The organism is Alteromonas sp. 76-1, from assembly GCF_900654235.1.
Taxonomy (GTDB): Bacteria; Pseudomonadota; Gammaproteobacteria; order Enterobacterales; family Alteromonadaceae; genus Alteromonas; species Alteromonas naphthalenivorans.
This window is the reverse complement of the sequence record NZ_LR136958.1, coordinates 512546-528047: the sequence shown is the minus strand read 5'-3', so window position 1 is coordinate 528047 and position 15502 is coordinate 512546. Positions and strand designations below refer to the sequence as shown.

Genomic DNA, 15502 nt, shown 5'->3' with positions numbered 1-15502 from the left:
TAAATACCTATTCTCTTGCATTTTCACGCACTCCTCGCTTTACTGGTAAGACCAGAAGAGCGAGAACGATAGATGATTAAAGATATCAGCGTTACCTGTGAAGACAGTACTCACTTAACCGCAACCCTCTACACACCTGAACGCGCCATTAAAGGCGCAGTAATGATAGCGCCCGCCACGGGAATTAAGCGTCAGTTTTACGCAGCGTTTGCTAACTATCTTTGTGAGCAGGGTTTTGGTGTGATTACATTTGATAATCGAGGTATTGCTGAATCGTTAAAAGGGAAGATTAAACACAGTAAAGCGTCGCTAGTCACCTGGGGGCAACAAGATATGCCCGCCGTTTTAGAAACCCTAAAAATGCACTTCCCTAAGACCCAATATTTCTTAGTTGGCCATAGCGCAGGTGGGCAACTTTTAGGGCTAATGCCAAACGTAAACGACCTTACTGCATTTTGTAACTTCGGTAGCTCTTCGGGCAGTTTACGTAATATGCGGGCGGGGTATTTGCTAAAAGCGCACTTTTTCATGAATTTTTATATCCCCTTGAACAACTTACTTTTCGGGCACACTAAATCTCACTTAGTCGGCATGGGTGAGCCCTTGCCTAAAGGCGTTAGCAGGCAGTGGCAAAAGTGGTGTAATGGTCAAGGGTATGTGAAGGAAGCCTTTGGTAAAGAAGTACTCAGGCATTGGTATGATGATATACGCCTGCCATCTAAATGGATATTGGCCACTGATGATGACATAGCAAACTTGTCGAATGTGAAAGACATGATTAGTGTTTTTCCAGAGCTCGAAGCGGATATTCGTCTGCTCAACCCCGATGACTATAACCTGGCAGAGATAGGCCACATGAAGTTTTTCTCAAGAAAATGTCAGGCATTGTGGCCTGAGGTTAGTGATTTTCTATCATCACATAGTGTATTGTCCGCGCCCGAGACTCAATCCCTTGTAATGTGAACCCAGTCTCTGCAGTATAATTTCCACAGAGACTGGGATTAAGCTTATCTAGTCGCAACTATCTGGGCTGGTGTGATTACCAAGGGACTAGGCTCGATCTCACAAAAATAGAACTATTGGGGGCTATAAACTAGCCCCTCGCTGGCAGGCACAAGCCCATTGCAAATCGACTCAAAATCGCTCGCTAGGCTGTCAATATTACGTTGGTTTTTGACCGTTAACCACGACGCCGTCCACATCATTGCTTCTTTAACAAAGCTACCGCTGTTTACATGAAATACGTCTGCACCGAGTGCTGAAATTCGCTTTTGAATATGTGCAGGGGCGAAGAAAAACTCATCTTCCTTATCAAAGGTCTCCAAAGTGTTTGATGAGGCCTCATCGGCTTTAGCATCTTGCCAATGGGTTAATCCCACTTGCACATAGCGCATTAGATCATCGCCAAGCCTATTCTTAAGCCGCAGCTTTATCTTATTGTTGCCTGACATATCTACTACAATGCTGGCTTTGCTGGCGATGTCATCTAGGTTCTCGTAACAAACCACTTGATGGTAAACATCTAGTCCTTCAACAAACTTTTGGCTTTTACCTGAAGTCACACCTACTACATGATAGCCATCTTTTTTAAGGGCATAAGCCAACCCTAAACTGGTTTTGCTTGATGCGCTTAAGACAATCACTTGTTTTGGTTTAGGCATATTGCACTGGTCAATTACATCCCACAGACAGTAAGACGTAATATATAAAGGCCAAAGTAACATTTGCAGGTTTTCACGGTGTGACTGTGTTTGATCTCCACTACACTCTAACGGGCGATACAAGTTATATCCCTGTGGTAATGGCCTTCTATGCGCGCTGGTATCAATCACGTTGTTTTGAGCAAAGGTGACAGAGTCCATATGAAGGTGTGTTGCGGGCGGGAAATACCCAAAATAGCGACTGCCTACGTCCACACCTTCTACGCTAGATGCTGCTACCTTCCCTATTCCCCATACCGGAACAACGCCCCAATTTTCTTCGTTATTGTTTTTAGTTGAATGACTATTGATTGGTGGGAAAAACTGCCAATAGCCAAGCTTATCACCCATCATAAAGTAGGTGAGATTGTTAGCGGTAAACGCAAAGCGCTCGACCTCAAAGGTCACCCCTGCTTGGGCCAGGGGTAATTCTTCATTCTGCACTACACGGTATTTACTTAACTCTTTTTTATTAACTTGAAACTGTTTCACAGCCTTCTCCCTTATTAGCTAAAACGCTAATTTTCCACTTGCTTTTAATCCATGCATGTATTCCATGAGTTTCCCCATAGCAGGTTGCGACGCAGCTTTTAAACGCCCTAGCACTTGTAGTTTGGCCATATCATCTTTGGCCACACCATGAACAATTTTAGAAAAACCATCGAGCCTGCAATTGTGGATCCATGCACGAAGCTCAGGCGCCTCTCCCCAAATATGCATATTTCGCAGCATTGCTGCTGTCATAGGCACCCAATCAATATCACGATTAGGCAACGGGACAACTTGCGTCAGTTTCTGCTTTGTAGCTTCATCTTCGTAGGCCGCCTCAACGTGGGCAATTAACGCTGCACTGAACACCGGTTGGTAAGCTCGCACGGTTTGCGGCGTAATAATATTGCCTTCAAAAACAGGCTTTATCTCCAAATTGGTGAGTGCTGACGCCGAACAGTCCACCACCAATGCATCTTCTGGCATTGCCCACTGAGCATCCTGAAATGTAAGCGCCTCTTTTCCCACATGCGTTACTCTGCCATGGCGAATTACATTGGGTAAGGTTTGCAGCGCTGCCAGTTCGGCTTCACTTACCGTTGCACCATGGAACATAGCAGGCCTAACGTCTTTATCTATGCGCAGCATGACACCTGCTTCCTCTAATTTATCGAACATGTCATCGATAGAGGTCGACTGTGCAATGGCTTCCATTTGGTTAGCTTGTGCGCCAATGGTATCGAAGAAAAAATCACTGAGTGGCTGAGTGTTTTTTCTATTTAGCAGCCAGGCGTCACGAGATACTACCCAATGAATGTTTTCAGGGTTTACAAAATTGCTAAGCAACCATAAACACGTGTCGATCCCCGTTTTACCGCCGCCTATGACCACATAGTTTTTACGGCCTCGTACTCGTTGGGTTAAGGTATTTACTGGCGTAAAATCAACCTCATCATCAAGGGTAAAACTGGGCTTGTGGGTAATAGGAATACTGGTTTTTAAGTAGGTCGCATCCACGATTTTTTTGTTGATAGTAACGTCGTAAGTTTTACCGCCAGTAATATTGGTAAATTTGCCCTCGCCTTCGTATTGGCTGAGGGGAAAGTATTGAACGCGCCCTGAAGGCAAAAAGGTTTCTTGCATGACTGAATCGAAGTAAGCACTCACCTCGGCGCCAGAAGCCAAGCCCATCAAGCCCTCATTCATTCCTGTTTTATCAATCACTCCGCGATTTAGCTCTCGTGAACAAACACCATAGAAAGCAGAAGGCTGATGCAGGGTGACAAAAGGGTAAGCTAAGTTCCAATGGCCGCCGGGCTTGGCATATTTATCGACAATGATAATGCTGGCATCGGTTTCACTGAGTAGTACATCAGCAAACGCCATGCCTACCGCCCCACTTCCCACAATCAAATAATCGCAAGTTAATTGTTCTGCTTTCATATACTATGTCCTTTACGTATAAACCTGCCTGCACGCGGGTTTAATAAATGTAGTCACGCTAATCGACAATCTAATGGAACCGATTAAATATAACAGTGTTATATTTAATATATATAACGCCGTTATATTGCGCAACATGTAAATTCAATGTAAATGAAAAAAGATACTCGTCAGAAGATTTTAGAAGCTGCTTCAACCTTGTTTTTAAAGGGCGGAACTCACGCTCTTAGCGTTCGCGCTATAGCTGAAGGTGCAGGCGTGTCTACAATTGGCATTTATAGCCATTTCAAAGGGAAACAAGGTATTCTTGATGCCCTGTATATTGAAGGCTTTACGCTTGTCGATGAGATGATGAAGCAGTCTGAGGGCAATACCCCGTCAGATAGGTTACTTAATGCCTGTGAACACGTACTTCAATTCTCTGAGGCACATGCAGCGCATTACAATTTGATCTTTGGCTCTAACCTAAAAGACTACACCCCGAGTGAAGACGCACTTGCTGCTGGAGAAAAGGCGTTTATTACCTTAACTAAAGTGGTATCGGCGATAATTAAAAAAGAGATTGCTGTAGAAGAGCGTCAAGATATAGCCATGCAAATTTGGGCGCTGTGTCATGGTTATATCAGTTTAAACCAACATGAAATTAGCAATAGAATAAACTGGGTAGACTGGAAAGCACGGGCGTTAAATGCTATTCGCTTGCATGTTTACGCGTTGGTTGCTGCGCACAACAGTCATTCATAAAAAGAGCACAAAGCAGCAACACATTAACCGGCCTATCACGCGTAGGTACGAAATAGGCGGCGGTTTATATGTTGCTAACTTATGCCGTGATCGAGGCTTATTTCGCTTCGTTTAGCGCATCATCAATATCTTTCGCGCTGTGCCTATCTTTAAGCTGCGCATCGCCCCACGTACGATTAACAATCACACCGCGCTGAACTGCAGGGCGGGCTCCAACCTCAGTAGCCCAGCGTAAAACATGCTTATAGTCATTAACTTGCAAGAAAGTGGCTGCGTCATAAAGATTACCGAGTACCAGATTGCCGTACCATGGCCAAATAGCCATATCAGCAATACTGTATTCCTCACCGGCAAAATAGGTATTTTTGGCGAGATGTTTGTCTAGCACGTCCAGCTCTCGCTTCACTTCCATGGTAAAACGGTTAATAGGATATTCCATTGGGTACGGCGCATAACTGTAAAAGTGCCCAAACCCGCCGCCCAAATAAGGCGCTGAACCTACTTGCCAAAATAACCAATTGAAACATTCTACTTTTGCAGCAGGATCGTTAGGAATAAACACATTAAACTTATCCGCTAGGTAATGAAGTATTGACCCCGATTCAAATAACTTTGTTTCAGGTGTAGTCGATGTATCTACCATGGCAGGAATTTTTGAATTTGGGTTTACATCAACGAAGCCAGACGAAAATTGATCACCTTCGCCGATATTCACCAACCACGCATCGTAATCAGCGTCAGCAATACCTGCAGCCAAGAGCTCTTCCAACATGATGGTGACTTTTTGTCCATTAGGCGTTGCCAAAGAATACAGTTGAAGTGGATGCTGGCCTATAGAGCGCTCTTGCTCATGAGTGGCTCCCGACACTGGTCGATTGATGCTAGCCCACTTGTTACCGTCATCTTCATTTTGGCTCCATACTTTGGGCGGCGTATAGGTATTACTGTCAGACATATCAGATCCTTTTCTATTGCATTAGCATGATTATAAATTTGATGTGTGTGCTGAATAGGGAATTACAAGGGATAGGCTAAATGATATACGACCAAGCGCTTCTCGCTGGGATAATTCGCAAAGAAGGCAGAGTAAAATCGTTTTAAAGCGTATTTTAAACTGCCCCTGCGTTAATAAAAGGCGCGCAATCCATTGCCCGCAAACTGTGTGGTTATTCGGTGCGTGCTGTTAAATAGCGTATTCGCTATAACTAGCATCACCAATAACCGAATTTCTCTAAATAAGTACTATTCCTAGCAAGTACTAGTAGCCGTTTGAAAAAACCTAGTCTTGTTCCAAGGAGGACAGTGCATCAAGCAACATGCACGTATTGAAATCGTTCGTCATGAGCTCGTTTGACACAAGCTCATTAGCAAAAATGGTTTTGGTAAAGTTCCTTACTATTGCAAACATACGCTTCCTCCCTGTGGGTATTGCTTTGAGGCGCAATACCGATGTTGCCATTGCTTCACTCTTAACCTTGATTAAGCAGCATTTGTGCCACCACAACAAATATATAAATATCAACACCTTACCCAAAATCATGGAGCAGGTGGAATAAGAGACGCTGAGAAAATGTTGCACTCTCGCAACACTTTTTTACTGACTAAGAAAATAGAGGGAATGTGGGGCTAAAGCATGGAGTGAATAAAAGAATGCGTCAGAGCGAGTAAACCTAACGGCAGGGATAAAAAAAGCAGCCCTAGGGCTGCTCTTATAGACTTTTATTAACGCTTACATAAACGCGCAGGTTTAAATGCTAACGCGCTTGTATGGTCTGTATTCAGCTTTCCAGAAATTACGCTCAATATGGTCATTCAACGCATCGTCTGACAACTCAAGGGCAAGCCCTTGCGCCATTGCCACCTTACCTACTTCAAACGCTATTTTACGGCTAAGCTCAGCAATAGCACCGAGTGGTGGCAATAAGGAACCCTCTCCGGTGTTTACCAAAGGCGACGCATCTGCAAGTGCGTTACTTGCAGCCATCAGCATTTCATCACTGATTAATTTTGCTTTTGCAGCCACCACACCCAGGCCTATGCCAGGGAAAATATACGAGTTGTTACACTGGGCAATGGTAAATACTTTACCTTTGTATTCAACTGGCTTGAACGGGCTTCCCGTTGCAATAACCACTTCGCCATCGGTCCATTCAATAACCTGCTCTGGTCGTGCTTCAACCTGACGAGACGGGTTACTTAGTGGAAAGATAATCGGTAGCTCACAGTTTTGCTTCATGGCGCGAACCACCTGCTCAGTGAACAAACCAGGTTGCCCCGATACGCCAATAAGAATATCTGGCTTGGCACAGTGCATAACATCAAGTAGCGATGCGTAATCGCCGCTAAAAGTCCAAGTTTCAAGGTCGACTAACTGTTGATTAAGCTTTTGCTGAAAATCACGTAGGCCTTCCATACCTTCGGTCACTAAGCCAAAGCGGTCTACCATGAAGACTTGCTTACGCGCCTGCGCATCGCTAATACCTTCATGCACCATTTGCTGAATAAGCATCTCAGCAATACCACAACCGGCTGAACCTGCTCCAACAAACACCACTTTCATGTCAGATAGCTTTTGTTGCTTCATGCGGCATGCCGCTAAAATAGTGCCTAATGTAACCGCAGCAGTACCTTGAATATCGTCGTTAAAGCAACACACTTGGTTGCGATAGCGGTTTAGCAATGGCATAGCGTTCGGTTGTGCGAAATCTTCAAACTGAATCATGACTTCAGGCCAGCGGCGTTTCACAGCCTGAATGAACATATCGACAAATTCATCGTAGTCTTCTTGCCCAATACGAGGATGACGTGCCCCCATGTACATTGGGTCGTTAAGCAACTTCTCGTTGTTCGTTCCTACATCAAGCATAACCGGCAAGGTGTACGCAGGGCTAATGCCACCACAAGCGGTATATAAAGATAGCTTGCCGATTGGAATACCCATTCCACCAATACCTTGGTCACCAAGACCAAGAATGCGTTCGCCGTCAGTCACTACAATCACTTTGACTTTACGCTTCGTGGCATTACGAACAATGTCATCTATTTGGTGGCGCTCTTCCCACGATACAAACAATCCGCGCGAACTACGATAAATGTCCGAGAACTGCTCGCAAGCATCACCCACTGTTGGGGTGTATATAATTGGCATCATCTCATCAATATGCTTTTGAATAAGACGATAAAACAAGGTTTCGTTATTATCTTGAATAGCGCGTAAATAGATATGCTTGTTCAGTACTTCGTCGAAGCTACTGTATTGCATATATGCACGCTCAACTTGCTCTTCAATACTTTCGTAGCGAGGCGGTACTAAGCCGGTTAGATTAAATGCAGCACGTTCTCTGGAAGTAAATGCACTGCCCTTATTTAACAGGGGCGTTTCCAGCAGCGAGGGGCCAGCATGAGGAATATAAAGATATCGATTTGAATCTTCTGACATGGGTTATCCGGTTATATTTTCAGGCAATCACTTAGCAGCAACCTGATGAGCGCGCTTTTGCACGCTCTATATTAAAATATTTCTTCAGGCTCAGGCGTCGTTGTTTTATCTTGCGAGGCAGGGTCGACCACTTCATCATCAAGAACATATGAGGTGGGTTCGGTGCCTTGCAAGAAATATTCAAACAGTGTCGTATGGTCTGTCCTTCGGGTCAACTTCCCACTGGTACGATCAATGCGAACACGTACTATCTTCTCAGGCACAGGAATCGGTGAATGCGGCTTCTCTGCCAATGCATACTCCATAAATCTTATCCAAGCCGGACCTGCTGCTTTTGCACCGTCTTCAGTGCCAATTAATGCATTACCAATCCAATTAAACTTTTCAGGGTTACGATTAATGAGATTTTGGTTACGAGTAGCACGGCCTAGTTGTCTGCCCATGTTGTCAAAACCCACCCACGCAGTCGCAACGATATCTTTTTGGAAACCACTGAACCACGTATCTCTTGAATCATTTGTGGTACCTGTTTTGCCGGCAATATCGGTGCGCTGAAGAATATTTCGCGCACGCCAACCTGTACCAAGCCAATAAGTCTTCTTACTCCAATTCCCATTTGCTCGCACACCCGTGCGCATCATCTCACCTACCAAGAAAGCATTTTGTGCGGTAATGACTTGCGGTGCACTTTGTTTTTCAGTTATTTCGCTTTCGGCTAGCAATACATCTTTATTCAGCTGGGCTTCAAGTAAGGCTTCAACATCAACCTCGTCATTGTCTATATCGCTTTGTGAGTCACTTTCTGGATAGCTTTCAGGCGCATGTGCTTTAGTGCAGTTGTCGCATGCCCAAACAGGATTGGCTTGCCACAACACTTGATTATGTTCATCCAGCACTTTAGCGATAAAGTGAGGATTTACTAGATAACCGCCATTAGCAATAACTGACATACCACGAACCACTTCTAGCGGTGTATGAGAGCTAGACCCTAACGATACGGTTTCGTCTAATGGTATATCGTCTGGATCAAAACCAAAGCGAGTCAGATAGTCTGCCGCTTTGCGAAGCCCAACCCCGCGCAGTAGACGAACTGACACTACGTTCTTCGATTTACCCAATGCTTTACGCATACGAATAGGGCCATCGTACTCTGCCGGTGAGTTTTGAGGGCGCCACGCCACACCGGTCGCCGCATTCCATTGATTGATAGGGGCATCATTAATAATTGAAGCAAGGGTATAGCCGCTGTCTATCGCCGCAGAATAAATAAAGGGCTTAATGTTAGAGCCTACTTGTCGTTTTGCTTGCGTCGCACGATTAAATTGGCTTTGATAAAAGCTGTAACCGCCGACTACCGCTTCAACCGCACCGTTTTTTGGGTTAAGCGCAATAAACGCCCCACTCACTTCAGGGAGTTGTGCAATTCGCCATGCGCCGTCCTGTTCACGAACGTAAATTACCGCACCAGGCTGGGTGACATCCGATGCCGTTTCAGGCTCGCTGCCTTGTCTAAAGTCAGTGATATAACGCCTTGCCCAGTCTAAGCCTTCCCACGTAATCGTGCGCTTCTCGCCGTTTACATCAAGCACATCAATCGATTGTTCAGCAGCTGAAAGCACAACTGCAGGCACAAGAGGTTTTATGTACGCCACTTGTGACAGCGCAGAAAGCATCTCGCGCTCACTCCAATCACTGGCAAGCAACTTGTCACTGATATCGGTATTTAAAGACAGCTGAGGCACTGGCTCATCTTGGCTGTCTGGCGAAGGGGCGCCCCACAAATAGCCAAGTGGTCCTTTGTAACCATGGCGCTCATCATAATCGTGTAGATTTCTTACCACCGCGCGCTGAGCAGCAAGTTGCAAGTCAGAACCTGCAGTTGCATAAACTTGATAACCACCAGTTTCAGCTTCATCTTTACCGTAAATATCAACCATTTCGTTATAAATGATGTCGGCCAAATACGGGGCATCCACTTCAATTTCAGCGCCATGTTTACGTGCCGTAATAGCTTCGGTTGATGCCGAATCGAATTCCGCTCGCGTAATGTATTCTTCATCGAGCATACGCAGCAACACGACGCGGCGGCGACCTGCTGATGCTTCAGGGTCAGTAATAGGGTTTAGTGCTGAAGGCGCTTTAGGCAGGCCAGCAATTGTGGCAAGTTGTGCCAGCGTGAGTTCATTAAGCGATTTGCCGTAATACACCTGGGCAGCGGCACCAAAACCAAAAGAACGATGGCCTAGCTCAACTTTATTTAAATAGAGTTCAAGGATCTCTTCTTTGCTAAGTTCCTGCTCCATGTGCCAAGCGATAAATATCTCTTTTACCTTACGAATATACGTTTTTTCTCGACTTAAAAAGAAGCCTCGGGCAAGCTGCATTGTTAATGTACTGGCGCCTTGCCTTTTTTCACCCGTTATAATTAAACTTAAAGCAGCACGAGCGATTCCGATGGGGTCAATACCGTGATGTTCAAAGAAGCGACTGTCTTCGGTTGCCAATATCGCGTGGATTAATTGTTCAGGTACTTCCTCAAGTTTTACGGGGATCCGCCGTTTAACGCCATATTGGGAAATTAATTTTCCATCATGGGTGTATATCTGCATGGGCGTTTGAAGTCTAACATCCTTAAGTACAGTAACGCTTGGTAGGTTAGGTTTGATATAAAAGTAAATACCAACAAGCGCGACAAAACCAATAAGGCCTGAGATGACAAAGAATAATAATAACGGTTTAATGTACTTCACAATTTAAGGATACCAAGGCATTTTTGCGAAAATGACGTATATTTTCATACGTATGTGTTATCAATAGAACCATACGCACAATAAAAACTGAGTAATATTGTACTTTAGAGCAATTACCATTGAAACCGGACACTTGTAAATGAAATCGCTGTTCAAGAAAAAGATGCCTCCCATTGTGGGTTTAGACATAGGCACACGTCAAATAAAAGCGGTATGGCTAGAACATTCAGTCAATGGCTACATGCTTCAAGGCTATGCTTGTGAATCTATCAATAAAGTGGCTTTTTCAGAGCGCGATATTAAAGATTACGAGGCGGTAAGTTTAGCACTTAAAAAAGTGCGTAACAGCTTAAAAACTAAAATAAAGCAAGCTAATGTCGCGGTAGCGGGTACATCGGTAATCAGTAAAATCGTTTATATGGAGCCCGACCAAAACGATTATGAACTTGAAAGCCAGATAGAAATTGAAGCTGACAGTCTTATTCCTTTTCCCCTTGAAGAGGTTTACTTAGACTTTGAAGAGCTTGGCCCAAGTGAAACACATTCTGGTAAGGTCAATGTTCTGTTAACGGCTGCACATAAAGATTTAGTCGATAGCAGACTGCTATTGTCTAGAGAAGCCGATTTCGAACCTAAAATTGTTGATGTGGAAAATTACGCGATTGGGAATGCCATCGACTTTTTCTATAATGGAAAAGTAGAAGATGAAGCTATTTGTGCCATTAATGTGGGCGCCTCATTACTCCAAGTTAGCGTGCTACGTAACGGTAATGTTATCTACACAAAAGAGCATGCATTCGGTCTAAATAACTTAATCAACGACATCAGCGCTATTCAAATGATTGAGCGTGAGGAAGCCGAGCGTCTATTAATGGATGAGTCATCATCTAACAGTTGGGTAGACGAAGTTTTACCTATCTTTGCCGCTAACTTACAGCAAAACATAAATCGTGCGTTACAAATGTATATGACAACATTTCATGTTGACCGCCCTGCAAAAATTCTCTTTTGCGGCGGCGCTGCCACTATTCAACCTTTAGTCGACATATTACGCCAAGACTTAGGCTTAGAAGTTGATGTATTCGACCCCTTCTTAGGCATGACCATGAACCCTAAGTTAGATTCGCAGCGGTTACGTCGTATCGCCCCACAGCTAACTATTGCTGCGGGCCTTGCTAGCCGGGGTTTCACATCATGGCACATGTAAACTTACTTCCTTGGCGAGAACAACAGCGCCAACATCAAAAGCAACAGTATCTAATGGGTTTGGTTGCCGTTGCCGCTATCGTGGGGTTAATTTTTTGGTTTATCGGGCAAGCCATCGACCAACAAATTAATCATCAGAATTCAAGAAACCAGTTTCTTGAACGAGAGATTGGCTTATTAGATGCGCAAATAGCAGACATAAAAAATATAAAAGAAAGCAAAAATGCGATTGAACAGCGCATGGCTCTTATTGAGCAATTGCAGGCTAGCAGAAATGTAGCGGCCATTATTTTTGATGAACTGGCTAAAATCGTACCTGTTGGTGTGACCTTCCAATCCATGAAGCGCATAGGGAATAAGTTAGAAATTGAAGGCATCAGTGATTCAAATAACCGTCTTTCTGATTTTATGCGTTCTTTAGACAACTCTGATGTTTTTGTTGGAGCTGAGTTATCCTCTATAAAAGCTGACACCAATGCTTCTCGCGCAATAAGCACCTTCACGCTTACCTTTATGGTTAGCCCTTCGGTCGCACCGTTGGAGCAAGACGCTGAAGGGGAGACTAAACAATGAAGTTTGATGTAGAAAAGCTCAAAGAACTGAATGAACTAGACTTTGAGCAAATCGCAATTTGGCCCAACGAAGTACGCATCGTGGTTGCTGCTTTTGTGGCAATCTTAATTGGTGCGCTTAGCTATTATCTGCTTATAAGCCCTAAATTACCTATTCTTGAGGCGGCAGAATTAAAGGAACAAGAGCTTAAACTACAATACGAAGCTAAGTACCGCATAGCGGTAAACAAAGAAGCGTACCGGGAACAGCTCGCGCAGCTAGAAGACGACTTTTCCTCCATGCTGAAAAGCTTACCTACTAGCAATGAAACTCCAGGTTTGCTAGACGATATCACCTATGTAGGCACATCCTCTGGCCTTACTTTTAAGCTATTGAACTGGCAACAAGAGGTGCCTAAAGAGTTCTACACCGAGCTGCCTATTGAAATTGAAGTCAGTGGCGGCTATCACCAATTTGGAGAGTTCGTCTCTAAAGTGGCTGGACTACCTCGAATTGTCACCTTGCATGACTTCGATATTTTACGGCAAAGCAATGGGCTCACCTTGCAATTGCAGGCGAAAACCTACCGTTCTGAAAATAGTACCGGTATAGGCGGAGGCTCTGAGTGATGCGCTATTTCTTAGTTCTTTTTGCGGTGGTTATGGTAACCGCTTGCTCACCAAAACTTGATGACCTGCAGGCGTACACACAAAGTGTGAGCGATAGCGCGGTTCATAATATTGAACCCTACCCTGAGTTTGCCACACCTAAAACCTTTGTATATTCAGCGGGCGAATTGCCTAGCCCTTTTGATTCACCTAAAGAAAATACGCCACCACTAACACAAACTCGACAACAAAACTGTGTTCAACCTGACTTTGAACGCACAAAGCAGAAGTTGGAAAGATATGGCTTAGACTCATTAGGGTTAACTGGAAACTTTAAAAGCCAAGGCGTTGAATGGGCGCTAGTCACTAGTAATGACGGTATTCTACATAAAGCCAAAATTGGCAGCCGCATCGGTTTATTTTACGGTAAAATCACTGGAATTAATCCAAACTCACTAACAATAGAACAGCTTATACCTGATGGCGCAGGTTGCTGGCAGAAAAAAGAGATAACGTTGAGCAAAACCTCAACGTCAGGAGAGAAAAAATAATGGCTGAGCGTTACTTATTTAACAAATCTTTAAATCGTAGAAGCTCTCGCTGGCCTTGGTTGCTGAGCTTTGCTGCTATTTGTACGGTATTGATGGTTTATGTTTCGCCTGCCAACGCGTTAGAACCCGTATTGTACGACCCAAATGACGATACCCCGTCAACGCGAATTACCGGCATAGACTTTACCCGAGAAGCCAATAATACCGGCGTTGCGTTAGTCACCTTTGAAGGTGCTTCGCCTACACCACAACTCGTTGAATCTCAGGGAAAGGTTACCATTACCCTCGCTGATAGCGTGTTGGATGAAAGTCAGCTCGTTGAATTAAACGTGACAGAGTTTTCCACGCCAGTATCAATCATTGAAACCTTTCAAGACGAGAAGAGTACGCGCATAGAAATTCTCTACAGCGATACCGTGACCGCTCGCCACGCGATAGACGATAACGTCATTCGTATCAAAATTGAGCCGATGAGCTTGTCGCAACAAGAAGAGTTAGAAAACAAGAAAACCTATACAGGCGACCCTATCTCGCTAGATTTTCAAGACGTTCCTGTACGTCAGGTATTACAAATAATCGCGCAAGTTAACGGCTTTAACTTAGTGACCACAGACACGGTGACCGGAAATGTCACCATCAGCCTATCTGGTGTACCTTGGGATCAAGCCCTTGATATGATTTTGCGCGTTAAAGGCTTAGATAAACGCTTAGAGGGCAATATTTTGTTGATTGCGCCAACCGAAGAGCTGACCGCCAGAGAAACCCAAGCACTGCAGTCGAAAAAGCAGGTATCTGATTTAGCCCCGCTTAGCACAGTAAATATCTCGGTAAATTATGCCAAGGCAGCTAACCTCGCAACTATTTTAAAATCTTCAGAGGGCGGCATTTTATCTGAGCGCGGGACAGTCACTGTAGATGAGCGCACCAACACGATGCTTATTCGAGATACTTTGCCGTCAATTGATGAAGCAAGAAAAATGATTGATGCGCTGGACATTCCCGTCAAACAAGTATTAATCGAAAGCAGAATGGTGACCGTACTTGATAACGTGGATGAAGAGCTAGGCGTTCGCTGGGGCTTGAGCGATAGAGAAAGCGACAGTGGTGTTTCAGGGAGTATTGAAGGCGCCGAAACTATTGCAGGCGGCTCTATTCCTGGTATTGACGACAGACTAAACGTAAACCTTCCGGTGTCTAGTGCAGCCGGTACTATCGGCTTTCAAATCGCGAGCTTGGTTGATGGAACCATATTAGATTTAGAGCTGTCAGCACTTGAATCTGAAAACAAAGGTGAGATTATCGCCAGCCCACGTATTACCGTGGCGAACCAACAAGAAGCCTATATTGAACAAGGAACCGAAATTCCTTACGTTCAAGCAACCTCAAGTGGTGCAACGTCGGTTGAATTCAAAAAAGCGGTATTATCACTTCGTGTAACACCGCAAATTACACCCGATAACCGCATTATTTTGGATTTAGTCGTTACCCAAGATACCCGTGGCGAAACCGTTTCAACTTCAACCGGTGATGCGGTGGCTATTGATACTCAAGAAATCAAAACTCAAGTCTTGGTAGAAAATGGCGAAACCATCGTATTAGGCGGTATTTTCCAGCAAACAAGTACCGATAGCGTGTCAAAAGTGCCATTATTTGGTGACCTGCCGTTTTTAGGTGTGCTGTTTCGGAATACTTCGGAGTTTCAAGAGAAACGTGAGCTACTTATATTTGTAACACCGAAAATAATTACAGAAAAACCGTAACAACCTATAATTCAAGGTAAAATGCGGGCTGAGAGCAGTCCGCTTTTTGCGTTTTCTCGTACTGCAATGCCCCTGTATTTACATTATAGTGCTAATTGTTTTCAACAATACTTGCAAGGGCTTGTTAGAAACTGAGATAATCGCGGTCTCGAAATTTTAGCGAGGTTAAAGGAGTAGTGCTTATTGGACATTAAATAAGCACGAGTCAATGGGTAGGCTGGTAAGGCAACAGTGCATGCCCCTAACATGATAAAGTTGTG

The 15502-nt window shown here is 44.3% G+C and carries 12 protein-coding genes; 7 read left to right on the top strand and 5 right to left on the bottom strand.

The annotated features are described in order from the left end of the window. The first annotated feature begins 72 nt into the window (after window positions 1–72). The gene (locus tag ALT761_RS02155; RefSeq protein WP_129736034.1) at window positions 73–963 is read left to right on the top strand and encodes an alpha/beta hydrolase family protein; all 891 of its coding nucleotides are present in this window, start codon (window positions 73–75) and stop codon (window positions 961–963) included. A 113-nt stretch (window positions 964–1076) separates the two neighbouring features. Here ALT761_RS02155 and ALT761_RS02150 read toward each other — a convergent pair whose 3' ends face one another. Together ALT761_RS02150 and ALT761_RS02145 are read right to left on the bottom strand one after the other, a co-directional pair. Further along, window positions 1077–2192 (bottom strand): DUF2855 family protein, encoded by a 1116-nt coding sequence (locus tag ALT761_RS02150; RefSeq protein ID WP_129736031.1) that lies wholly within the window; start codon window positions 2190–2192, stop codon window positions 1077–1079. Between the two features lie 18 nt (window positions 2193–2210). Next, window positions 2211–3632 (bottom strand): NAD(P)/FAD-dependent oxidoreductase, encoded by a 1422-nt coding sequence (locus ALT761_RS02145; RefSeq protein ID WP_129736028.1) that lies wholly within the window; start codon window positions 3630–3632, stop codon window positions 2211–2213. A gap of 153 nt (window positions 3633–3785) precedes the next feature. On the opposite strand from ALT761_RS02145, the gene ALT761_RS02140 reads away from it, so the two are divergent. Next, a complete protein-coding gene (locus tag ALT761_RS02140) occupies window positions 3786–4376 on the top strand; it encodes a TetR/AcrR family transcriptional regulator (protein WP_129736026.1) in 591 nt (196 codons plus the stop codon). A 97-nt stretch (window positions 4377–4473) separates the two neighbouring features. Here ALT761_RS02140 and yghU read toward each other — a convergent pair whose 3' ends face one another. The 3 genes from yghU to ALT761_RS02125 form a co-directional block, all read right to left on the bottom strand. After that, window positions 4474–5331 (bottom strand): glutathione-dependent disulfide-bond oxidoreductase, encoded by an 858-nt coding sequence (gene yghU / locus ALT761_RS02135; protein WP_129736024.1) that lies wholly within the window; start codon window positions 5329–5331, stop codon window positions 4474–4476. A gap of 792 nt (window positions 5332–6123) precedes the next feature. Continuing rightward, window positions 6124–7815 (bottom strand): NAD-dependent malic enzyme, encoded by a 1692-nt coding sequence (locus tag ALT761_RS02130; protein WP_013785657.1) that lies wholly within the window; start codon window positions 7813–7815, stop codon window positions 6124–6126. 71 nt (window positions 7816–7886) lie between these two features. Further along, a complete protein-coding gene (locus ALT761_RS02125) occupies window positions 7887–10565 on the bottom strand; it encodes a penicillin-binding protein 1A (RefSeq protein WP_129736021.1) in 2679 nt (892 codons plus the stop codon). A 139-nt stretch (window positions 10566–10704) separates the two neighbouring features. Here ALT761_RS02125 and pilM point away from each other — a divergent pair, with 139 nt between their 5' ends. The 5 genes from pilM to ALT761_RS02100 are packed head-to-tail and all read left to right on the top strand — an operon-like array spanning window position 10705 to window position 15242. After that, window positions 10705–11772: a type IV pilus assembly protein PilM gene (gene pilM / locus ALT761_RS02120; protein WP_129736018.1), complete on the top strand. Its 1068-nt coding sequence runs from the start codon at window positions 10705–10707 to the stop codon at window positions 11770–11772. Further along, window positions 11760–12344 carry a PilN domain-containing protein gene (locus ALT761_RS02115; protein WP_013785660.1) on the top strand — a complete coding sequence of 195 codons (585 nt, stop codon included), beginning with the start codon at window positions 11760–11762 and terminating at the stop codon, window positions 12342–12344. Before pilM ends, ALT761_RS02115 begins: the two co-directional genes overlap by 13 nt. Further along, window positions 12341–12952, top strand: coding sequence for a type 4a pilus biogenesis protein PilO (locus ALT761_RS02110; protein ID WP_129736015.1), 612 nt, complete (start codon window positions 12341–12343; stop codon window positions 12950–12952). Before ALT761_RS02115 ends, ALT761_RS02110 begins: the two co-directional genes overlap by 4 nt. Continuing rightward, window positions 12952–13482 (top strand): pilus assembly protein PilP, encoded by a 531-nt coding sequence (locus ALT761_RS02105; protein ID WP_129740544.1) that lies wholly within the window; start codon window positions 12952–12954, stop codon window positions 13480–13482. The genes ALT761_RS02110 and ALT761_RS02105 overlap by 1 nt, the downstream gene beginning before the upstream one ends. Beyond that, entirely contained in the window at window positions 13482–15242 is a 1761-nt protein-coding gene (locus tag ALT761_RS02100; protein ID WP_129736012.1) for a type IV pilus secretin PilQ, read from the top strand. The genes ALT761_RS02105 and ALT761_RS02100 overlap by 1 nt, the downstream gene beginning before the upstream one ends. The last annotated feature ends 260 nt before the right edge of the window (window positions 15243–15502 follow it).